Below are 20,179 nucleotides of genomic sequence, written 5' to 3' on the forward strand. Positions count from 1 at the left end.
AAAAAGTCCCGCCTTCCTGTCAATTGTTTCCAGTGACAGTATGGGCGGGATTTTGCACTCTATTCATTGGCCATCCAATTGCACCAAGTGCGCCCCTTGGGCGCAGGGCCGGGCCACAAACACCCCTTGGCAGAGGGGGGCTAACCATTCCCGGGCAGATTGGGCGGCGGATTCCTCTTCGAACAGCCCCACCACCGCCGATCCGGAACCGGTCATCACCGCACCCAGCGCCCCCTGCTCCAAAAGGAGCCGCTTCAGTTCCGAGATGATGGGCAAACCTGCGGCGGGTTCCAAGACATTGTACAGGTGCTTGGCGATTTTGGGGAGCTTGCGGGACCAGATAGCCATTTCCATCCGCTGGGTGTCGGGGTGGCGGGGGATGCCCAACTCATCTGCCCGGCGGAAAGCCGCGGCGGTGGAGACCCCTTCCCAGGGTTTTGCGATGACCAAAAAGCAGTCGGGCAGCGCCGGGAGAATCCGAAATTCCTCCCCAATTCCCCGGGCGATGACCACCCCGCCCCGCAGGCAGAAGGGCACGTCCGCTCCCAAGGGGAGTGCCATCGCCTCCAGTTCCTCCAAGGGGAGCCCAGTGCCACACAGGGCGTTGAGAGCCACCAGAACTGCGGCCGCGTCGGCGCTCCCCCCGGCGAGGCCCGCCTCCATAGGGATCCGTTTTTCGATGGCGATATCCGTCCCCTGTGCCGGCAACCCTGTCCTCTGGTAAAAAATCCGGGCCGCCCGCACCGCCAAATTTCCCTCGTCCAAGGGGACCATCTGGTCGTCGCACTCTACCCGGATTCCCCTCCCGGAATGGAGGGTCACCGTCACCCGGTCGCAGAGATCCGCCGCCAGGAGGATCATCTCCATCTCATGGTAACCGTCCGACCGCCGCCTGGTGATATCCAGGGTCAGATTCACCTTGCAAGGGGCCAAAACCACCGCTTGTTTCATCACTTTTCTCCCCCCATACCCATATTCTATTCCACCCAGGCAGACTGTTACCGCTCCACCTGGATCAGCACTGCCTCTGGGGCGTTGCGGCCGATGCTGCGGATGCCGCCCAAGCAGCTCACCTTGGTTTTATACCCCTCGCTCACCGCGATGATCTCCCCGCCCACAGCTTTAAGGCGGAAACGGTACTCCCCCGCCCTATCCCGGTAGACTTCAAACTTGGGGTTCGCCTTTGCCTCATACCCCTGGGAGGTTTGGTCCTCCACCTCCGCCAAAGCGTTTTTCCGCACACTTTCCACCCCTGTTTTACAGTTCTCCAGGGATTTGTAGTTTTCGCTGGTGGCGATTACCTGTCCGTTGGTGGCTAGAAGGTTAAACCGGTAAGCGCCGGATGCCGTCTTCTTGAGGATAAATTTTCCACTTGCCAATTTTTTCTCCCCCTCAACCTGGAAAATGCCGCTTTACCCTGTATTATACCGGGCAAAAACCAAATGCACAAGGTCTTTTCTGAGGGGGGGACTCAATCCTTTGCCTTTGTCAGGATCACCGGTTTGTGGGTGTACTCCCAGCCGCAGGGACGGGGGGACTGCAACCCAAGGGCGTATTGATCCCCGGCCTTTGCCTCCAAGGCGGCAAACCGGGCAGCTGCATCCCCCAGCTGTTCCAACCGCGCCAGGGAGTGGGAGATGGGCAGCCGGGCAGTTTTCGCCGCCTTTGCCAAGATCTCCCGGCCCCGCCCATTAAAGCCCAGCACCCGCAGGTAGGGCGGAGGCAGGCGGCACAAATCCCCTTCCACCCCCAAAAAGGCGGCCAAGGCCAGCCTTCGCATCCGGGCGTGGGAATACCGCTTGGCCTTACAGAGGCTGTAGAACTCCGATAAATTCCCCGCCTGGCGGGAGGCGGCGTAGAGCCGGTTTTCCAGCCCCTCTGAGAGGTCGGGCCCCTGGGCAAACGCCTCTATGGAGAGGGCCCGCAGGCCGGAAAGCTCCATCCACTGCCACCGTTCCCGGTCCAGAACCCGGCCCTCCGCCCTGGCCTGTTTATATACCCCGTGGACTTGCTGGGGGAGGTAGGGCAGAACCGCCTCCAGACCATCCTCCCACCGGGCCCGCAGGAAAGAGGCGCTGGCAAAGCCGTCCTCCCCGATTCCACCATCGTGGCCGGCCCCCTTTCGGGCCACCGCCACCGGCCGGATGGGGGAGCCCAGCCGCCCCAGCTGGCGCAGGTACTCCACTGCCAGGATGTCGTTGGGCCGGCGAAGGGCGTCCCCGGCTTCTCCCCAGCGCTCCCGCACCGCTTCTTCCCGGGCAGCGGCAAAGGAAATCCCCCCCGCCATCCTCTCCCGGACCGCTTCATAGACCTCCGGGTCCTCTACCGCCCGGGCCGCCCTTTGCAGGACGGGGAGATCCCCTGACTCGCATCCGAACCCCAACAGATCCACACAGCCCAGCCCCTCCAGGAGGGAGACCGCCCCAAAGGCAAACCGTTCCGCCGTGGCCGCCCCATAGGGAAGAGGAAGTTCTAAAATTAAATCCGCCCCACAGAGGAGGGCTGCCTCTGCCCGGGTCCATTTATCCAGGAGGGCCGGTTCCCCCCGCTGGACAAAATTGCCGCTCATCACCACCGCGATGTGGGTTGCCCCAGCCCGGCGCAGCTCCATCAGCTGGTAGGCGTGGCCGTTGTGGAACGGGTTGTACTCCGCCACCACCCCGCCGATCCTCATGAAACTCCCCTCCTTCTCTCCCCCGCCTGTGCAGCCCCCTCGGAGCCGAGGGGAATCGGGGCTTTTTTCGCCCTGCTAAGGGGAAACGCTTGAATTTTTCCCAGTATTGTAATAATATAGAATAGTATCCTATGGTGTCAAGCCAGGGACCGGATTCCCCTTCCGGGGACCCCGCCATTGTAAAAAATAGTAGGAGGATTTCACCCGATGAAAGTATTGGTTATCAACGCAGGCAGTTCTTCCCTGAAATACCAGCTGATGGACATGTCCGACGAGTCTGTCCTGGCCAAGGGCCTCTGTGAGAGAATCGGCATCGACGGCCGCATTATCCACAAACTGCCCGATGGAAGAAAAGTTGAGCTGGACTGCAACTTCCCCACCCACACCGAGGCTTTTGAAAAACTGACTGAACTGCTCACCACCGGCGAGTATAAAGTGGTAGACAGCCTGAAAGAGATCGACGCAGTTGGCCACCGCATGGTTCACGGCGGCGAAAAATTCACCAAGTCCGAGCCCATCACCGATGAGCTGCTGGCCGCTTACGACGCCCTTTCCGACCTGGCCCCCCTGCACAACCCCGCCGGCGTCAAGGCGGTCAAAGCCTGCCAGTCTGTCTTTGGCAAGGATGTTCCCATGGTCGGCGTGTTCGACACCGCCTTCCATCAGACCATGCCCGCAAAAGCCTACACCTATCCCGTCCCCTACGAGTACTACGAGAAATACGGCGTGCGCCGTTACGGCTTCCACGGCACCAGCCACCGCTATGTGTCCGCCCGCCTGGCTGAGCTGATGGGCAAGGACATCAAAGACCTGAAGATCATCACCTGCCACCTGGGCAACGGCTCCTCCATCACCGCGGTGGACGGCGGCAAGTCTGTGGACACCACCATGGGCTTCACCCCCCTGGACGGCCTGATCATGGGCACCCGTTCCGGCTCTGTGGACCCCTCCATCCTCAACTACATCTGTGAGAAAGAGGGCAAATCCATTAAGGATGTCACCAACATGCTCAACAAGAAGTCCGGTATGGAAGGTGTTTCCGGCGTTTCCAGCGATATGCGTGAGGTCATCGCCGCCGCTGAGCAGGGCAACGAGAGAGCCCAGCTGACCGTGGACATTCTGGCTTACCAGATCAAGAAATACATCGGCGGCTTTGCTGCTGCTATGGGCGGCCTGGACGCCATCCTCTTCACCGGCGGCATCGGCGAGAACGACGCTTCCCTGCGGTACAATGTCTGCTCCAACATGGAGTTCCTGGGCATCAAGGTCTGCAAAGACTGCTGCGAGAAGGCTTCCCGCAAGGAGATGAAATTCTCCACCGACGATTCCAAGGTCGAGTGCTGGGTTGTTCCCACCGACGAGGAACTGCTCATTGCCCGCGACACCCGGGACATCGTTTCCGCTCTGTAAATTTTCCATTGGACCATTGCCCCCGCATCACAGGGGTAGTATAAGGGGGGCGCTTTTGCGCCTCCCTTTTGTTTTGCGGCAGCTGGTCTTTTCCAGCCCGTAGGTAAAGGAGGCAACTGCCATGAAAAAGTTCATCTCTGCACTGCTGGCCCTCGCCGCAACCCTCGCCTTATCCTCCTGCGGCGGTTCTCCCGCTAAAATGGAGGTCTCCCCCGCATCCTTCTCCCAGGAAACCCGGGATGTGCTGACAATTCTAGACGATGAGATCGCCTTCTTCGACTACGTGGTGGAGGAGCCCATCCAGTCGGTTTCCTATGACCTGTGGTTTTATGAGGAGGGCCAGTGGCGGAGCGCCGGCAAGGTCTACGGCGACGCCTCCCCTGGCAGCCACCGGATCGCCGTCCGGGTCAACGATTCCACCTGCGACCTCTACGAGATCACAAAGAGCGGCCACACCAAATCCAGCTTTCCCAACGAGGCCGACTTCAGCGCCGCGACCATGACTGGGCAATCCCGCCTATCGAATCCCACCCCCATTGCAGCGGGGAAGGAGATCCCCCTGTGGCTGCGCCTTGGCACTGATCAAAACGGCCTGTCGGTGGTACTCTCGGAAAACTTCCGGGAGGTGGACTGCAACGCCGGCCTGGCAGTGACCGTCACCTTCTCGGAGGAAGCGGCGGACTAAACCGGCAATTCTACCCAAAATCCCCTTTGGGCGGGTACATCCACCGCGGAATCCCTTTTCCGTTGCCGCTGAAGAACTTTATCATAACAAAAGGAGTTGACCCCTATGAGCCTGGGTTTATTTGACGTGGTAGGGCCGATTATGCACGGCCCCTCCAGCAACCACACCGCCGGCGCCAACCGCATTGGGTACCTGGCCCGGCAGATCATGGGCGGCGCGCCCCGGCAACTGACCTTCGGCTTCCACCCCATCTTTATGGGCATGTTCCCCGGACACCGCACCCACATCGCCATGCTGGCCGGGTGCCTGGGCCTACGGGAGTATGACGAAGCCTGTAACCTCTCCAAACAGCTGGCGGACAAAGAGGGGATCACCCTCGCCTGCCGGCCCATCGAAGGGGAGGAAGTCGACCGCAACACCATGCGGATCACCGGCCGGGTAGACGGGGTGGATTGGCTGCTCAACGGCATCTCGGTGGGCGGGGGCAACATCGTCTTTGACCAGGTCAACGGGGTGAAAACCGACATCGACGGCAACTGCTATCTCACCCTGCTCCTATTCCGCCCAGGGACCGACTGCGCCGTTCTCCAGGAGGCCATCCGGGCCGGGCGCAAAGACCTGTTCCACCTGTATTTTGGGTCGGACAAGAAGGAAGTCCTGCTCATCGCCGAGACCCGGGACGCCGTCTCCCAGGACGAGCTTGCCGGGTGGATCGATCTGGGCGGCAGGGAAAACCTGATCCTCTCCCGCCGGGTGGAGCCTCTCTACCCCTTTGCGGACAAGGGGGATGCACCCCAGCTGTTCACCACTTTTGAAGAGTGGATGGATTTATGTAAAGGCCGTCCCCTCATCGACACCGTCTACGCCTATGAGGAGCAGCGCAGCCACCGCACCCGTCAGGAAATTTTGGAAGAAGCCCTGCGGTCGGTGCGGGTGATTCAAAAGTCCATGGTGCAGGGCATCCAGGGGAACAACCAATTGATCGGCGGCCTGTGCACCGGAAGCGATGGCAAGGCCATGGCCGACTACGCCAAAAGCGGCCGCACCCTGCTGGGGGAGACCTTCTCCATGGCCATTGCCCGGGCCCTCTCCATGGCGGAGATCAGCGCCTCGGCAGGGCTTTTGGTGGCGGTACCCACCTCCGGGTCAGCGGGCACCCTGCCCGGCGTGCTGTTCACCGTAGCCCAGCAGCTCCACAAAGATGAAACCGCCTTGGCGGAGTCCTTCCTGGTTGCAGCTGCTGTGGGCATGGTGGTGGGCAACACCTGCAGCTTCTCCGGCTCCATCGGCGGCTGCCAGGCGGAGATCGGCATTGGGGCCGGCATGGCCGCAGGCGGTGCCGTCTGGCTGGCGGGGGGTTCCCCGGAGGCAGTGGCCCATGGGGCGGCTTTGGCCATCAAAAACACCCTGGGCCTCATCTGCGATCCGCCCGCCAGCCCGGTGGAGGTCCCCTGCATCAAGCGCAACGCCATGGGGGTTTCGGTCGCCATGATGGCGGCGGAGATGTCCCTTGCCGGCATCCGCAGCGTCATGCCGCCGGACGACGTGGTCGCTGCCCTCAAGGACACCCAGGAACGGCTCCCCACCGAGCTGCGGGGCGCCTGTGTCGGCGGCCTTGCGGCGGCTCCTTACGCCAAGGTGCTCCAGGCAAAGTGGCAGAAAAAACTGGATTCCCTGCGGGAGTTGTAGGATGCAAACAAGGCGGCGGCCTAGTGGCCGCCGCCTTGTTTTGTTTGGGGAAAATGTTCTGCCGGGATTTCCACAATGGGATTAGTCCCGGATGGCTCCCTCTTCGGGGTCCCGGAACAGCAGAGAAATCGTCCAGATGCCAGCCAGCGCAACCAAGGTGTATACAATGCGGCTGATGATCGCCCCCTGGCCGCCAAACAGCCAAGCGACGGTGTCAAATTGGAAAATTCCAATGCCGCCCCAGTTGAGGGCGCCGATGATCACCAATATCAAAGCGATTTTATCCAGCATACTTTCAGCTCCTTTTGCTGGTAAGATGAGCGTTCCATTCTGTCACGCAGCATTAGTATGGCTGGCTGTTGCGGCAAATATGCAGCCCATCAAAAACACCGTTGATAAAATTTTCCAATTTTTTGATGATTGATAGAATTCCCTTGTAAATTCCCCTATTTTTCCATATACTAGACTTAATTGCTATTTTGTAAGGGGGATTTCCTGTGGATTCTGTTCAACTTACCGCATACTTGGCTGAACTGAACCCTGTCTCCATCTTTCTGCGGCTGCTGTTGGCCACTTTATGCGGCGGGCTCATCGGCATGGAGCGGGGGAAAAAACGCCGCGCCGCCGGGTTCCGGACCCACATCTTGGTCTGTTTGGGATCTTCCGTCACCATGATCACCAACCAGTATCTGTTCACCGTGGTCAGCAACGGCGCAGGGGACCCGGGACGGCTGGGCGCACAGGTGATCAGCGGCATCGGCTTTTTGGGGGCGGGCACCATCATCGTCACCGGGCGGCAGCAGATTAAGGGGCTAACCACTGCCGCCGGGCTATGGGCCTCCGCTTGTATGGGCTTGGCTATTGGGGCAGGGTTTTACCTAGCAGCTGTCATCGCCTTTGGGTTCATCTTTGTGGTGGTCACCATGCTCGGCAGCTTAGACGATTATTTTTACAGCCGTTCCCGGACCATCTCTTTGTATATTGAGCTAAAAAACACCTTTTATTTCAAGGATTTGATCTCCTATTTAAAGGAGTCCCACCGCAAAATTGACAGCATTGATGTGGAAAAGGGCCAAGACCCAGGCCACGGCCACGACATCCTGGGGATTTTTCTCATCCTGCGGCTTCCCAAAGGCCGCAACGAATCAGGGGTCTTGGCGGAGATCCGCACCCTGCCCGGGGTCTCCTTTGCCGAGGAATTGGAGTAATTTCATAGAGAATGGGGAGTTCCCCTTTCCCCAACCGATATTAGAAAGAGAGGACCGAGGGATGAAATATCAACAAGACCGCGCTTGGATGGAGATTTCCCTGGATGCCATCGAAGAGAATTACCGCCGCATCTGTGGGTTTATCGGCCCGGATCGGCAGATCATGGCAGTGATCCCCCTCGGCTTTGCCGACGGCATCCGCCGCTCCATCGCCGGGCAGGTGCCCTTCCTTCTCCATGGAAAGCGTGTTCCCATCCTGGGTAAAATCTGCATGGATTACACCACGCTGGATGTCACCGACATCCCAGAGGCCCAGGAAGGGGACCTGGTCACCGTCTTTGGCGAGGACGGCGGCCTCTCCTTCCAGTCCTATGAACTGGCGGCCTGTTATCCCGGCTCGGTGGGGGAGCTGACCAGCATCCTCAGCCCCCGCATCCCCCGGTTCTACACCCGCAAAGGAAAAATTGTGGGCCGGCTGGATGAATAAAAATGCAAAAATCCCCCTCTCCCAATGGGAGAGGGGGATTTTTTCTATTCTGTGGGGCCCTGTTGCTGCTGGTGCTGCATAGCCTGCTGCAATTGCTTTTGGGCCCCTTTGATAGCCTGCCGGGTGGTCTTGATGTCCGACAGGGCTTTGAGCATGGTATCTTCGGTCTGCTTGAGCAGGTTGTCCGAAAACTCCTGGGATGCCTGGCGCATCTCCCGGGATTTGTTCTGGGCCTGGCTGATGATCTCCGCCGCCCGCAGCTGGGACTGTTTGACCACCTCTTCCTGGGCGATCATGGCCCGGGCGCGGTCCTCCGCTTTGCGGACGATGGCCTCCGCCTCCCGTTTGGCGGTGGTGATGATGTCGGTGCGGTCCACCACAATGGCTTTGGCCTGCTTGATCTCGGTGGGCAGGTTGAGCCGGACATCGTCCAGCAGGTCGCGGACCTTTTCCGCGTCCACCACACAGCGCCCGCCGGATAGGGGAAGGCTCCAGGCTTTGTCCAGCAGATCGTCCAACTGATCCAGAATTTCTTCGATGTTCATGACAAATCCTCCTTCTATTGTGGGTTCCCCTGCTTTTTGCAAAGCCGCTCCCGCACCTCATTGTAAATGGCGCGGGGGACGAAATCCGTGATGTCGCCGTCGAACATGGCAACCTGCTTGACCAGGCTGGAACTCAGATACATGTTCTGGGTGCTGGTGGTCAAGAAGACGGTTTCCGCATAAGGCAGCATTTTTTTGTTGGTGAGGGCCATCTGGAATTCGTATTCAAAATCTGATACTGCCCGAAGGCCCTTGACAATGGCCACCGCCCCCTTCTCCCGCACATAGTCAATGAGCAGGCCGCAATAGGCGTCCACCTTGACGTTGGGCATCCCCTCCACCGATTTGCGGATCATCTCCACCCGTTCCTCAGGGGTGAAGCTGGGGGTTTTGGCGGGGTTGATCACCACTAGGACGATCACCTGGTCAAACAGGGTGGCCGCCCGGCGGATAATGTCCAGGTGTCCCAAAGTGATGGGGTCAAAGCTGCCGGGGCAGACCGCAATTCTCGTTTCCAATTATGCTTCCTCTTTTCGATACACGGTGATTTTTTTCTTGCCGTAGCGGTATTCTTTATACAGAGCGAAAGCCCCCGCTTTCTGGGGAAGGATCTCATTCTTCTCGCTCTCGCAGAGGATGACGCCGCCTTCCTCCATCTTGCCGGCCAACAGGGGAAGGGCTTCATCCAAAAGGCCCTTTTGATAGGGCGGGTCCAGAAGGGCGATGGAAAACCGGTCGCCGGTGGACTTCAAAAACCCGAGGGCGTCCATAGCGGCCACCCGGGACTTCTGCGCCAGCCCAGTGGACTGGAGGTTGGCCCGGATGACCTCCTGTGCCTCCCGAGAGGCGTCTACAAACACCGCGAATTTCGCCCCGCGGCTCAGGGCCTCAATGCCAAGCTGGCCAGAGCCTGCAAACAGGTCCAGCACCATGGCTTCTTCCACTTCAAACTGAATGATGCTGAACATGGCCTCTTTGACCATGTCCGAAGTCGGGCGGGTTTCCAGCCCTTGGGGCGCTTCCAATTTTCTGCCGCGGGCAGATCCTGTGATAACTCTCATGGTACCTCCCAGCGGATGGGAATCCGCTTTGTTCTATTATCCTAAGTTTGGGGATTTTTGTCAACCCCGCAGGGAATAGGGCGGCGTTGGGGGAAAGTGGATAGAATCACTCCCCATCCTCCGCGATTTTCTCCTCCTCTTGAGGGAAGAGCTCCGGGTGGAGGTATTCATACACCGCCTGGGCCTTTTGCCGGCTGATGCCTTTGACCTGGCACAGCTGTTCCACTGTGGCCTCGGTCATAGCCTTCTTGGTTTTAAAATGCTGAAACAGCGCCTTGGCCCGGGTGGGGCCGATGCCCTCCACCGTGGTGAGGGCCAGCTCCAGCCCGGCTTTCTGGTGCTTCTGCCGGCTGTAGGAGATGGCAAACCGGTGTACCTCCTCTTGGATGGTGGAGATCAAGGTGAACGCCCCCCGCTGGGAACCGATGGCGATCTCTCCCCCATCCAAGGCGATGGCCCGGGTGCGGTGGCGGTCGTCCTTGACCATGCCAAAAAGGGGGATCTCCACCCCGAACTGGGCCAGCACTGGGGCGACGGCGCTCACATGGCCTTTGCCGCCGTCCAGCAGGATCAGGTCGGGCAGCCGCCCAAAGGAGACCCCGCTTTCCTTCTCCTCCTCATACCGCTTCATCCGGCGGGTGATCACCTCCCGCATGGAGCCGTAGTCATCGATGCCGTTGACCGTCTTGATGCTGAACCGCTTGTAAGCGGATTTGAGGGGTTTTCCCCCTTCAAATACCACCATGCCCGCCACCACCGTATCGCTGCCGATGTTGGAGATGTCGTAGGCTTCAATATACCGGGGGGGCTTCTTCAGCCCCAGCAGTTTGGCCAGTTCTGCCAAGGCGGCTACATCCCGGCCGGACTGCTCGGTCAAATGGGAGATCTGCTGGGCGGCGTTGGTAATGGCCATCTGCACCAGTTTGTGCTGTTCCCCCCGCTGGGGGATGTGCAGGGTCACCTTTTTCCCCGCCTGCTGGGTGATGTATTCCTCCACCAGCTCCGGGTCCTCATATTGGTCGTCGATTTCGATTAAGGGCGGGATGTCGCTGTTGCCCGAGTAATACCGCACCAGGAATTCGCTGCGAGCCTCGGGGAGGCTGTCCACCTCCCCGAGGAAGAAGTCCTGCTTGTCCACCAGCCGCTCCTCCCGGAATTTTAGCACCACGGCGCAGGTGTCGCCGCTGCCTTGGACAAAGGCGTGGACATCCTGGTTCACCGCTTTGGCGTAGACCACCTTTTGCTGCTCGTTGATCTTCTGGATGGCTTTGATCCGATCCCGGTAGTGGGCGGCCTTTTCAAATTCCAGGTTTTCCGCTGCCTCCTCCATCTTTTTCTCCAAAATTTTTAGGGTGGCATTGCCGCCCCCCTTGATGAAATCCATAGCCTGGGAGAGGGTCTCGGCGTACTCCTCTTTGGAGATTTTACCTTGGCACAGGCCCATGCACCGGCGCATGTGGAAGTTGAGGCAGGGCCTTCCCTTGCCGAATTCCTGGGGGAATTTGCGGCTGCAGGAGGGCAGGGCGAACACCCGGTTTGCCTCATCCACCGTCTGTTTCACCACAAATCCGGAGATATAGGGTCCGATATAGGTTGCCCCGTCGTCCAGCCGCTGTTTGGCCGATTCGATGCGGGGGTATTCTTCATTGGTAATTTTAATGTAGGTGTACCCCTTGTCATCCTTGAGGAGGATGTTGTATTTTGGGGTGTGGTATTTGATCAGGCTGCATTCCAGCACCAAAGCTTCAAATTCGCTATCGGTGACGATGTATTCAAAGTCATCCACGTGCTGCACCATCTGATACACCTTGGGCAGGTGTTTGTCAATGGATCGGAAATAGCTGGAAACCCTGTTTTTTAGGGATTTCGCCTTGCCGATATAGATAATATTCCCCGATTTATCCTTCATGATATATACACCTGGCTGCATGGGCAGGTTTTTCACCCGCTTTTTCAGCCGGGCCAGAATTTCATCGGTCAATGGTTCCCCTCCTTTCCATAAGCCGCCGCACTCCGAACCTTTGCCGGTGAATGAAGCGCATCCCAAGCCATTGTACCATAAAGTCTGCACAAACGATAGGAATTGCGGTGCGGCTCTCGCCGCAAAGGGCTTCGCCCTGCAAGCAATTCTTCGAATGCCACAGCTTCGCTGTGGCTATTGTACCACAAAATACCGGAGAGAAAAAGCAGTGCCCCCATCCTTGCCAACCTGCCAACGATTTGCTATGATGAAACAAAGTCCACCTAAAAGGAGTTTTTTGGTATGATACAATCCCTTGGCTCCCACTGCCCTTCCATCGATCCTACCGCCTTTGTGGCGGAAAACGCCACCCTTGTGGGGAAAGTCTCGGTCGGCCCCGGCGCCAGCGTCTGGTACGGCGCCGTGCTGCGGGCCGACTTAGCCGCCATTCAGGTGGGCGCCGGCAGCAATATCCAAGACAACTGCGTCCTTCACCTAGACGAAGGCATGCCCTGCCTGGTAGGCGAAGGGGTGACAGTGGGCCATGGGGCAATCCTCCACGGCTGCACCATAGAAGACAACTGCCTCATTGGGATGGGAGCCATCCTCCTCAACGGGGCGGTCATCGGCCGGGATTCCATGGTGGGGGCCGGGGCACTCATCACCCAGAACACCGTCATTCCGGCGGGGAGTTTGGTACTTGGGTCCCCGGCTAAAGTCAAACGGATGCTGACCCCGGAGGAGGTGGAATCCATCCGCCGCTCCGCCCAGGAGTACCGGCAGATGGCCGCTCTCCACCAGGTCGGGAAGTAGTTCCCATCCGTCCGAGGGGATTCGGCTATTTTCCAAAATATGCAACAAGGGGGCTGACGATGGTCAGCCCCCTCCTGTCATGCAATTTGTAAGAAAAAGCCTAGTGGTTCTCAGTGAAACCGGAATCCACCAGTTTTACCAGGCCTTCCACAGCCTGCTCCTCGTCGGGACCGTCCGCGATGATGCGGATGGTGATCCCCCCGACAATACCCAAGGAGAGTACGCCCAGAAGGCTCTTAGCGTTGACTCTGCGCTCCTCTTTCTCCACCCAGATGGAGGACTTGTACTCGTTGGCTTTCTGGATGAAAAAAGTAGCGGGACGAGCGTGCAAACCGACCTGATTCTTAACAAAAACTTCTTTCACAAACATGGTTCATACTCTCCTATACACGTAATGTTTGGGACGTATTGTATCTGCACGGCGGTTTTCTTCGCTGATAGGGCAAATCCCCGCCAAAACCTGCATTGATTAAGTTCATTATAACATATCCAAAGCGATCGTCAATCCGAAAGGCTGGGAATGGGGCAGGTTTTCCCAAATTTCTGCTTGTTTTCCATAACCTGCACATTCATCCCCCAGTTGTTTGGTTGAAATCACTAGTAAGTTTTCAACATAATAAGCAGATTATACACTCCATAGGGGGAAATATCCGCTGTTCCAGTTATGCCTTGTACACAAGCCCTGTCTTTCCCCGCTGATCGCAGCGGGGGCTTTTCCGGGATTTGTTTGGATTCTCCCCGGTTTTGCGCCTATTTTGCAAGAATTCCTGCAAAATCACTCCTCTTCCCGCCATCCGCTCTGGGCCTGTTGGCGGAATCGGTATTCCTCCAAATAGGCCCGGTCCTCGGGGGTGAGGTCTGCTTTCTCCAGCATGTCCGGCCGCTTGTTGAGGGTGTTTTCCAGGGATTTCTGCCGCCGCCACTTGTCGATGTTGCCATGGTGGCCGGTGAAGAGGATCTCTGGCACCTTGCGGCCCATCCACTCCGGCGGGCGGGTGTACTGAGGGTATTCCAGCAGTCCATTGTAATGGCTCTCATCGGTGTAGCAGCTCTCATCGGCCAGCACCCCTTCGCAGAGGCGGCCCACCGCGTCCACCACCACCAAAGCAGCCAATTCCCCACCGGTGAGGACGTAGTCCCCGATGCTGATCTCCTCGTCCACAATCTCGTCAATGACCCGCTGGTCGACCCCTTCATAGTGGCCGCAGAGGATGCAGATGTTGTCCATCTTCGAGAGTTCAATGGCCTTTTGCTGGGTAAAGGGCTTGCCCTGAGGGCTCATGTAGATGACATGGGGTTTGGCCCCCATATCCTCCACAATGCTCTGGTAACAGCGGTAGATGGGCTCGGTCTGCATCACCAGGCCAAAGCCCCCGCCATAGGGGGCGTCGTCCACCCGGCCCTGTTTGCTGAGGGTGTAGGCCCGGATGTCCCGGCAGTGGATGTCCAGCTTGCCCGCCCGGCGGGCCCGGCCGATGATGCTGGTATCCAGCACTGTTTCACACATGTCCACAAAAAGGGTTGCAATCTCAATGCGCATCAGTCGTTTACCTCTTCCATCTCGTCAAACAGGCCCTCCAGGGGGGTGATGATCATTTTCTCCCCCTCCAAATCCACCGATTGGATAACCTGGGGGATGGCGGGGATCAGCCACTCCTGCCCCTCCCCGTCGGTGATGTGGTAGACGTCGTTAGCCCCGGTCTGGGAGACGTCGGTCAAGGTGCCGTACACCCGGCCGGTGTCCCTGTCCACCACCGAGAGGCCGATCAGTTCCTGGATGAAGTAATCCCCTTCCTCCAGCTTGGCGTCCGCCCGGCGGATATACAGGGTTTTGCCCCGCAGCTTGACCGCTTCCTCAATGGTCTCAATCCCTTTGAGCTTGAGCAGGGTCATATTTTTCTGGGCACGGCAGCTGGTGATGGTCCAGGGGGTTTTGCCGCCGTCGGTGTACACCGTCCGAAATTCCTTGAGGAAATCCGGGGTGTCGCTCCAAGGATACACCTTCAGCTCCCCTTTGATGCCATGAGTGGTGACCACTTCGCCACACTCCAAAAACTCCAGTTTCATACTGTCCCTCCTGTTGCCGGTGTAATGCAGGCGGTTTCCAAAAAGTCCGCGGCCCGAAGGCTGTGGATTTTTTGCAGCCCGCCCTTTTATAGAAGAACAGGGAAAGCAAAGCCGCTTCCCCTGTCCGGTGTGCCATTAGTCGATTTCCACAGCGACCTTTTCCTCCGCACGGTTGGCGGCGGCGCGTACCACAGTGCGGATCGCCTTGGCGATCCGGCCCTGTTTGCCGATGACACGGCCCATGTCGACCTCCGCCACATGGAGGTGGTAGACGATGGTGCCGTCTTCCAAGGGCTCGTCCCGGGTGACCGAGACAGCGTCTTTGTCCTCCACCAAGCCCCGCGCGATGGTCACAATCAGTTTGTCCAGTTCCATAGCATTTCTCCGTTCTGCCCGATTTGGTGGGCCTTGTGCAAACGGCCGGTCCGGCGCTAAAACCGGGCCGGCCGCGGCGATTGGGTCTTTGTCTTACAGAACGTTGTTCTTCTTCAGCAGGGCTTTTACGGTATCGGTGGGCTGAGCGCCGTTGGCGATCCATTTTTTCACTTTCTCAGCGTCCACTTTCACAGCGGAAGGCTCCTGATTGGGATCGTAGGTGCCAATCTCCTCGATGAATCTGCCGTCTCTGGGGTACCGGGAGTCGGCGACAACGATGCGGTAAAAGGGAGCTTTTTTGGCGCCCATGCGGCGCAGTCTGATTTTAACAGCCATGTATGTTCCTCCTGAATTCTTTCTTTTTTGGTTGATTTATGTTTACCCCTAATGGGGAAAAACCGCAGTTAAAAGGGCATGCCGCCAAAGGGCATGCGGCGGCGTTTTTTGCCGCTGCCGGACTTTCCGCCCAGCTGCTTCATCACCTTCTGCATCTGCTCAAACTGGCGCAGCAACCGGTTGACATCCTCCACCCGTGTGCCGCTGCCGGCGGCGATGCGGCGTTTGCGGGAGGGGTTGATGACGGTGGGCTTCTCCCGCTCCAGCTTTGTCATCGAGCTGATGATGGCCTCCACCTTTTTCAGTTCGGCCTCGCCCTGGGCAGCTTCCGCATCCCCGATCTTGCCAGAGAGGCCGGGGAGCATCCCCAACACTTGGCTCAAGGGACCCATGCTCTTGATCTGCTGCATCTGGTCCAGCAGGTCGTTCATATCAAAGGAGTTCTGCTTCAGTTTTTTGGCCATTTCCAGGGCTTTTTTCTCGTCCACTGTGGTCTGGGCCTTTTCAATCAGGGTCAGCACATCGCCCATTCCTAGGATCCGGGAGGCCATCCGGTCGGGGTAAAAGACCTCCAGGTCCTCCAGCTTCTCGCCGGTGCCTGCAAACTTGATGGGCTTGCCGGTGACCGCGCGCACCGAGAGGGCCGCGCCGCCCCGGGTGTCGCCGTCCAACTTGGTGAGGATGGTGCCGTCGATGCCCAAGGCCTCGTCAAAGGCCTGTGCCGCATTGACAGCGTCCTGGCCGGTCATGGCGTCGATCACCAAGAGGATCTCGTGGGGTTTGACCTCCGCCTTGATGGTCTTGAGCTCGTTCATCAATTCTTCGTCGATGTGGAGGCGGCCGGCGGTATCCAAAATCACAATGTCGTTGCCGTGGTCTTTGGCGTGGGAAACCGCCTTTTGGGCGATCTCCACTGGGTTTCCAGCACCCATCTCAAACACCGGGACGCCGATCTTCTCCCCCACCACCTGGAGCTGTTTGATAGCCGCAGGGCGGTAGACGTCGCAGGCGACCAGCAACGGCCGCTTGCCCTGGTTTTTAAAGTAGAGGGCCAGCTTGCCGGAATGGGTGGTCTTGCCTGCGCCTTGAAGGCCACACATCATGATGATGGTGGGGATTTTAGAGGACATGTTAATCCGGGCGTTAACCGAACCCATCAAAGCGGTCATCTCATCGTTGACAATCTTTATGACCTGCTGGGCGGGGGTCAGGCTCTCCAGTACCTCGTCTCCAATGGCCTTTTCGGTGACCGCGGCGATGAAATCCTTGGCCACTTTGTAGTTGACGTCGGCTTCCAGGAGGGCGAGGCGCACCTCCCGCATGGCCTCCTTCACGTCGGATTCTTTCAATTTTCCCTTGGAGCGCAGCCGTTTAAACGCTTCGCTCAGCTTATCGGAAAGGCTTTCAAATGCCATGGCAGGTCCACCTCGTTTCTATTCGCTTAAAGATGTTGCAATTTCAATGATGCGGCGGGCTTTACGGACCGCTTCGCCATTGGTGGAGAACCGGGATTCATACAGGTCGATGTCCTGGGCGGCCTCGATGATCTCCCGAAGGCCGGCCTCAATCTCCCGGAACCGTTTGGCCAAGCCGAGGCGCTCCTCATATTCCAAAAGCTGGGCCTCCGCCCGCTTGATGGAATCCCGCACCCCCTGCCGGGTGATGCCCGAAAGGCCTGAAATCTCCGCCAGGGAGAGGTCGGCGTTGTAGTAGAGCTCGATGACCTCCCGCTGTTTTTCGGTGAGCATGTCGCCGTAAAAATCCAGCAGGATGGAGATGCTCAAATCCTTTGCCATCGCCCCGCCTCCCCGCATCCCATTGTGTAAAGGGATATTCTTTACAGACAATCCTTTTGTATTCTACCAGAGGATGGGATGGCTGTCAAGGAAATTCCTTTACATCTCCAAACTTTTTTTCGTTTCCTTGGCGATTTTACCCTTCTCCCCGGCGGATTCTTCCAAAATTAGTGGGATTCCGCGCAAACAGCCCCCGCTTACCGGGACACCTGCTTACCTCCTATTTTCTCCACCGCCGCCCCGGCCAAAGCCGAGCACCCATAAACCGCAATGCAGATAATCCACCCGTAATGAGGGTATTGGGGAGGGAGATGGCTTTGGAACCCGCCCAGCAACTCCCCCAAAACAACTCCGCATAGGTAGCCGCCGGATGTGACCCAGGCGAACCGGAACCGTCCCAGCAAGGTGGGGAAAGCCGAAACCAGGGCACAAGGGAGCAGGATGTTCCGCGCCGCCCAGTCCGGGGTGTAGGCATAGAAAGGCATACCGATGCCGAACACCTGCCGGCTCACCAGATAGGCTGTCAGATAGCATGCCAAGACAGCCCCAAATTGTAACACCCGTTGTTTCATAAAACCCCTCCTCACAGCCTTGGAGCGCAATGGATCCTTCTGGCACCATGATACCATGGGCGCTCAATGAGCTGCAACCCGAATTTTCCCTGCCTCGTTGACAGCATTCCCCCTCCCCCGCTATAATAAGGGAAAAAACAACACCGGCCCATCTGCCGGGGAAAGAGGAAACCGCTATGGTATGGGGAATTTTGGGGGCTCTGGACGAAGAAGTCGCCCTCATCCAGCAGAATATGGAGATTGAAAGTGCCACCAAGATTTACGGCACCACCGTTTATACCGGCAAAGTCTATGGGCAACAGGTAGTTTTGGTCTGCTGCGGCATCGGCAAGGTAAACGCCGCAGCCTGCGCCAGCGTTGTCCTGCGGGAATTTGGGGCCGACGCTATCATCAATGTGGGCATCGCCGGTGCGGCCGCACCCCAAATGAACATTCTGGATGTGGTTCTGTCGGATGAGGTTGTCTTCCATGACACCTGCAAAGCCATGGAGGAATACTATCCTTTCACCCAGACCTTCCGGGCGGATGAAACCCTGCTCCGCTTGGCTGAGGAAGCCTGCCAGGCAGTGCTGGAGGAGCCCTTCCATTTCCATGTGGGCCGGATCGCCACCGGCGACCAGTTTGTAGAGAGCAAAGCGGTCAAAGACGACATCGTCTCCCGGACCCACCCACTCTGTGTGGAGATGGAAGGTGCGGCTGTGGGCCAGATTGCCGTCATGAACAATAAGCCTTTCCTGGTGATCCGTTCCATGTCCGACAACGCCGAAGACAATGCCAACGATCTCTATGACAACTTCATCGAGCTGGCAGCGGGTCATTCGGCAGCCATCATTCTGGAAATGCTGAAAAAATCCAAGTAGGGCGTCGGATTCTCCTCGGGTTTTTTGGTTATTTGCACAAAGATTTTTAAAATTTTTAAAAGATATTCACAAACCAAAAAAGTTGCTGTATAATGGGCGCAGATTCACCTCCACCACTACAAAACAAGGGGGAAACATCTGTGCCCATTCTTGGCATCTTTGATTTTATCGGCGTGTTTGTCTTCGCTCTTTCGGGCGCTTTGGTCGCCATCCAGCGCAAGATGGACGTCTTCGGCATCTATGTCTTAGCCACTGTAACCGCCTGTGGCGGCGGGGTAATCCGGGATGTGGTTATGGACAATGGCATCCCTGCTATCTTCAGCAGCTACACCACCATTGCATTGATTGTGGCTGCGGCCACATTGGCCATCATGCTCTGCGCGGCCAGCTTGTCCGGCAAGCTTTTTCGCCGGGTCCATTGGCAGTTTCTGATGAACGCCTGCGACGCCATTGGCCTGGCGGTCTTTGTGGTGGATGCCGGTGTCAAATCCATCCGCCAGGGATACAACATGCCTCAGTTTTTGTTTGTGTCCATTATCACCGGTGTGGGCGGCGGTGTCCTGCGGGACTTGTTCTGTCAGCGGGTTCCGGTCATCCTGCGCAAAGAGGTGTATGCCTCCGCCGGGGTGGCGGGCGCTCTCTTCCTGTGGTTTGCCCACCCCTATTTGGGGATGACCATCGCCACCTATGGGGCCATGGCGGTTGTGTTCTTTGTGCGGATGATCAGCCTGAAGTATGACATGAACCTCCCCCGGGTGGAAGACCGGTCCCTCAACAGCATGTCTTAACGGGCCGCCCCTATCTATTGGCCCATTTCAAAAGTTGTTTCCCTGCTGATTTGCTGGAAATATGGGGAAAGGTTAAATTTCTATGCAAAAGCTGTTGACAAACTCACCCTATTTTGCTAAAATATAGTTCGTTGCTTAGGCAAATTCCTGCGGGTGTAGTTCAATGGTAGAATCCCAGCCTTCCAAGCTGGTCGCGTGGGTTCGATTCCCATCACCCGCTCCACACCCTTCTGGGAATCCTATAATTTTACAGTATGCGCCAATAGCTCAGCTGGATAGAGCAACTGCCTTCTAAGCAGTAGGTCAGGGGTTCGAGTCCCTTTTGGCGCACCATATGGTGGATATAGCGTAGTTGGTTAACGCGTCAGATTGTGGCTCTGAAGACCGTGGGTTCGAATCCCACTATCCACCCCATTTAAAAAGAAAAAGGCTTCGGCCTTTTTTCTATATATTGCTGGGCTGTCGCCAAGCGGTAAGGCACAGGACTTTGACTCCTGCATTCCGCTGGTTCGAATCCAGCCAGCCCAACCAAAAATGCGGCGTATGAGTTTTCTGGAAACAGAGATTCATATGCCGCATTTTTTCCTATGGGGCTCTGCCCCCTTTGGATGTCGGTTTTCTCCGCTACCGCTCTAAAAACCTCCTGACACCCCCGAAGGGGAAAGCGGCAAATGCCATTCGGCCTGCCGCTGGATATAAGACATCTTTTCTATCCTCAATAGATAAGCCGGAGCAAAGTTCGCTTTGCTCCGGCTTATTTTTATAGCAGCCTCTCTTATTATGTTGCGGTTTTGTGTTGGTACCGCTCAATCAAAATGCCTCTGCCCTTTTCCCCACAGTTAAAACAATCCCC

Annotated in this window: 24 protein-coding genes and 4 tRNA genes; 12 read left to right on the forward strand and 16 right to left on the reverse strand. The window is 57.6% G+C overall.

Annotated elements, in window-relative coordinates:
* Positions 1-63: 63 nt before the first annotated feature.
* The 3 genes from ispE to RDQ42_RS05500 form a co-directional block, all read right to left on the reverse strand.
* A complete protein-coding gene (gene ispE, locus RDQ42_RS05490) occupies positions 64-951 on the reverse strand; it encodes a 4-(cytidine 5'-diphospho)-2-C-methyl-D-erythritol kinase (RefSeq protein WP_071427283.1) in 888 nt (295 codons plus the stop codon).
* A 47-nt stretch (positions 952-998) separates the two neighbouring features.
* On the reverse strand, positions 999-1,379 hold the full coding sequence (locus tag RDQ42_RS05495) for a YegP family protein (RefSeq protein ID WP_308588426.1): 381 nt from the start codon (positions 1,377-1,379) through the stop codon (positions 999-1,001).
* A gap of 92 nt (positions 1,380-1,471) precedes the next feature.
* Complete coding sequence (locus RDQ42_RS05500; RefSeq protein ID WP_231358580.1) at positions 1,472-2,674, reverse strand: nucleotidyltransferase family protein; 1,203 nt, start codon at positions 2,672-2,674, stop codon at positions 1,472-1,474.
* Between the two features lie 207 nt (positions 2,675-2,881).
* Between RDQ42_RS05500 and RDQ42_RS05505 the strand changes: the two genes are divergently transcribed.
* The 3 genes from RDQ42_RS05505 to RDQ42_RS05515 all read left to right on the forward strand — a co-directional run bounded on the left by RDQ42_RS05505 (position 2,882) and on the right by RDQ42_RS05515 (position 6,458).
* Positions 2,882-4,084 carry an acetate/propionate family kinase gene (locus RDQ42_RS05505; protein WP_054330825.1) on the forward strand — a complete coding sequence of 401 codons (1,203 nt, stop codon included), beginning with the start codon at positions 2,882-2,884 and terminating at the stop codon, positions 4,082-4,084.
* Positions 4,085-4,205: 121 nt separating this feature from the next.
* Positions 4,206-4,769, forward strand: coding sequence for a hypothetical protein (locus RDQ42_RS05510; protein ID WP_054330824.1), 564 nt, complete (start codon positions 4,206-4,208; stop codon positions 4,767-4,769).
* 105 nt (positions 4,770-4,874) lie between these two features.
* Positions 4,875-6,458: an L-serine ammonia-lyase, iron-sulfur-dependent, subunit alpha gene (locus tag RDQ42_RS05515; protein WP_231358581.1), complete on the forward strand. Its 1,584-nt coding sequence runs from the start codon at positions 4,875-4,877 to the stop codon at positions 6,456-6,458.
* A gap of 81 nt (positions 6,459-6,539) precedes the next feature.
* Here RDQ42_RS05515 and RDQ42_RS05520 read toward each other — a convergent pair whose 3' ends face one another.
* Positions 6,540-6,749 (reverse strand): DUF378 domain-containing protein, encoded by a 210-nt coding sequence (locus RDQ42_RS05520; protein ID WP_054330821.1) that lies wholly within the window; start codon positions 6,747-6,749, stop codon positions 6,540-6,542.
* Between the two features lie 206 nt (positions 6,750-6,955).
* On the opposite strand from RDQ42_RS05520, the gene RDQ42_RS05525 reads away from it, so the two are divergent.
* A complete protein-coding gene (locus RDQ42_RS05525) occupies positions 6,956-7,666 on the forward strand; it encodes an MgtC/SapB family protein (RefSeq protein ID WP_071427289.1) in 711 nt (236 codons plus the stop codon).
* 61 nt (positions 7,667-7,727) lie between these two features.
* Positions 7,728-8,153: an alanine racemase C-terminal domain-containing protein gene (locus tag RDQ42_RS05530; protein WP_054330819.1), complete on the forward strand. Its 426-nt coding sequence runs from the start codon at positions 7,728-7,730 to the stop codon at positions 8,151-8,153.
* A 44-nt stretch (positions 8,154-8,197) separates the two neighbouring features.
* Here the strand turns inward: RDQ42_RS05530 and RDQ42_RS05535 are convergent, their stop codons facing one another.
* The 4 genes from RDQ42_RS05535 to uvrC all read right to left on the reverse strand — a co-directional run bounded on the left by RDQ42_RS05535 (position 8,198) and on the right by uvrC (position 11,740).
* On the reverse strand, positions 8,198-8,698 hold the full coding sequence (locus RDQ42_RS05535) for an ATPase (protein WP_231358582.1): 501 nt from the start codon (positions 8,696-8,698) through the stop codon (positions 8,198-8,200).
* A 14-nt stretch (positions 8,699-8,712) separates the two neighbouring features.
* Positions 8,713-9,216, reverse strand: a complete 504-nt coding sequence (gene coaD, locus RDQ42_RS05540) for a pantetheine-phosphate adenylyltransferase (RefSeq protein WP_231358583.1) — start codon at positions 9,214-9,216, stop codon at positions 8,713-8,715.
* Complete coding sequence (gene rsmD, locus RDQ42_RS05545) at positions 9,217-9,759, reverse strand: 16S rRNA (guanine(966)-N(2))-methyltransferase RsmD (protein WP_231358584.1); 543 nt, start codon at positions 9,757-9,759, stop codon at positions 9,217-9,219.
* Positions 9,760-9,865: 106 nt separating this feature from the next.
* Positions 9,866-11,740, reverse strand: a complete 1,875-nt coding sequence (uvrC, locus tag RDQ42_RS05550) for an excinuclease ABC subunit UvrC (protein WP_269215275.1) — start codon at positions 11,738-11,740, stop codon at positions 9,866-9,868.
* A 282-nt stretch (positions 11,741-12,022) separates the two neighbouring features.
* Between uvrC and RDQ42_RS05555 the strand changes: the two genes are divergently transcribed.
* On the forward strand, positions 12,023-12,532 hold the full coding sequence (locus RDQ42_RS05555) for a gamma carbonic anhydrase family protein (protein ID WP_054330816.1): 510 nt from the start codon (positions 12,023-12,025) through the stop codon (positions 12,530-12,532).
* A 100-nt stretch (positions 12,533-12,632) separates the two neighbouring features.
* Here the strand turns inward: RDQ42_RS05555 and RDQ42_RS05560 are convergent, their stop codons facing one another.
* The 8 genes from RDQ42_RS05560 to RDQ42_RS05595 form a co-directional block, all read right to left on the reverse strand.
* Positions 12,633-12,902 carry an HPr family phosphocarrier protein gene (locus RDQ42_RS05560; protein WP_054330815.1) on the reverse strand — a complete coding sequence of 90 codons (270 nt, stop codon included), beginning with the start codon at positions 12,900-12,902 and terminating at the stop codon, positions 12,633-12,635.
* A 405-nt stretch (positions 12,903-13,307) separates the two neighbouring features.
* Positions 13,308-14,072 (reverse strand): tRNA (guanosine(37)-N1)-methyltransferase TrmD, encoded by a 765-nt coding sequence (gene trmD / locus RDQ42_RS05565; protein ID WP_054330814.1) that lies wholly within the window; start codon positions 14,070-14,072, stop codon positions 13,308-13,310.
* The gene (gene rimM, locus RDQ42_RS05570) at positions 14,072-14,599 is read right to left on the reverse strand and encodes a ribosome maturation factor RimM (protein ID WP_054330813.1); all 528 of its coding nucleotides are present in this window, start codon (positions 14,597-14,599) and stop codon (positions 14,072-14,074) included. Before rimM ends, trmD begins: the two co-directional genes overlap by 1 nt.
* Positions 14,600-14,734: 135 nt before the next feature.
* Entirely contained in the window at positions 14,735-14,974 is a 240-nt protein-coding gene (locus RDQ42_RS05575; protein WP_374044686.1) for a KH domain-containing protein, read from the reverse strand.
* 93 nt (positions 14,975-15,067) lie between these two features.
* Positions 15,068-15,310: a 30S ribosomal protein S16 gene (gene rpsP, locus RDQ42_RS05580; RefSeq protein WP_054330812.1), complete on the reverse strand. Its 243-nt coding sequence runs from the start codon at positions 15,308-15,310 to the stop codon at positions 15,068-15,070.
* A 68-nt stretch (positions 15,311-15,378) separates the two neighbouring features.
* The gene (gene ffh, locus RDQ42_RS05585; protein ID WP_054330811.1) at positions 15,379-16,725 is read right to left on the reverse strand and encodes a signal recognition particle protein; all 1,347 of its coding nucleotides are present in this window, start codon (positions 16,723-16,725) and stop codon (positions 15,379-15,381) included.
* An 18-nt stretch (positions 16,726-16,743) separates the two neighbouring features.
* Positions 16,744-17,106 carry a YlxM family DNA-binding protein gene (ylxM, locus tag RDQ42_RS05590; protein WP_071427292.1) on the reverse strand — a complete coding sequence of 121 codons (363 nt, stop codon included), beginning with the start codon at positions 17,104-17,106 and terminating at the stop codon, positions 16,744-16,746.
* A 197-nt stretch (positions 17,107-17,303) separates the two neighbouring features.
* Complete coding sequence (locus RDQ42_RS05595; protein ID WP_071427293.1) at positions 17,304-17,678, reverse strand: hypothetical protein; 375 nt, start codon at positions 17,676-17,678, stop codon at positions 17,304-17,306.
* Positions 17,679-17,854: 176 nt separating this feature from the next.
* On the opposite strand from RDQ42_RS05595, the gene RDQ42_RS05600 reads away from it, so the two are divergent.
* The 6 genes from RDQ42_RS05600 to RDQ42_RS05625 all read left to right on the forward strand — a co-directional run bounded on the left by RDQ42_RS05600 (position 17,855) and on the right by RDQ42_RS05625 (position 19,857).
* Positions 17,855-18,538: a 5'-methylthioadenosine/adenosylhomocysteine nucleosidase gene (locus RDQ42_RS05600; RefSeq protein WP_054330809.1), complete on the forward strand. Its 684-nt coding sequence runs from the start codon at positions 17,855-17,857 to the stop codon at positions 18,536-18,538.
* A gap of 140 nt (positions 18,539-18,678) precedes the next feature.
* The gene (locus RDQ42_RS05605; RefSeq protein ID WP_054330808.1) at positions 18,679-19,326 is read left to right on the forward strand and encodes a trimeric intracellular cation channel family protein; all 648 of its coding nucleotides are present in this window, start codon (positions 18,679-18,681) and stop codon (positions 19,324-19,326) included.
* A 149-nt stretch (positions 19,327-19,475) separates the two neighbouring features.
* Positions 19,476-19,549 (forward strand) — tRNA-Gly (locus RDQ42_RS05610).
* Between the two features lie 33 nt (positions 19,550-19,582).
* Positions 19,583-19,659 (forward strand) — tRNA-Arg (locus tag RDQ42_RS05615).
* Positions 19,660-19,663: 4 nt separating this feature from the next.
* Positions 19,664-19,740 (forward strand) — tRNA-His (locus RDQ42_RS05620).
* Between the two features lie 41 nt (positions 19,741-19,781).
* A tRNA-Gln gene (locus RDQ42_RS05625) sits at positions 19,782-19,857 on the forward strand.
* The last annotated feature ends 322 nt before the right edge of the window (positions 19,858-20,179 follow it).

The organism is uncultured Merdimmobilis sp., from assembly GCF_902471145.1.
GTDB classification, from domain to species: domain Bacteria; phylum Bacillota; class Clostridia; order Oscillospirales; family Ruminococcaceae; genus Merdimmobilis; species Merdimmobilis hominis.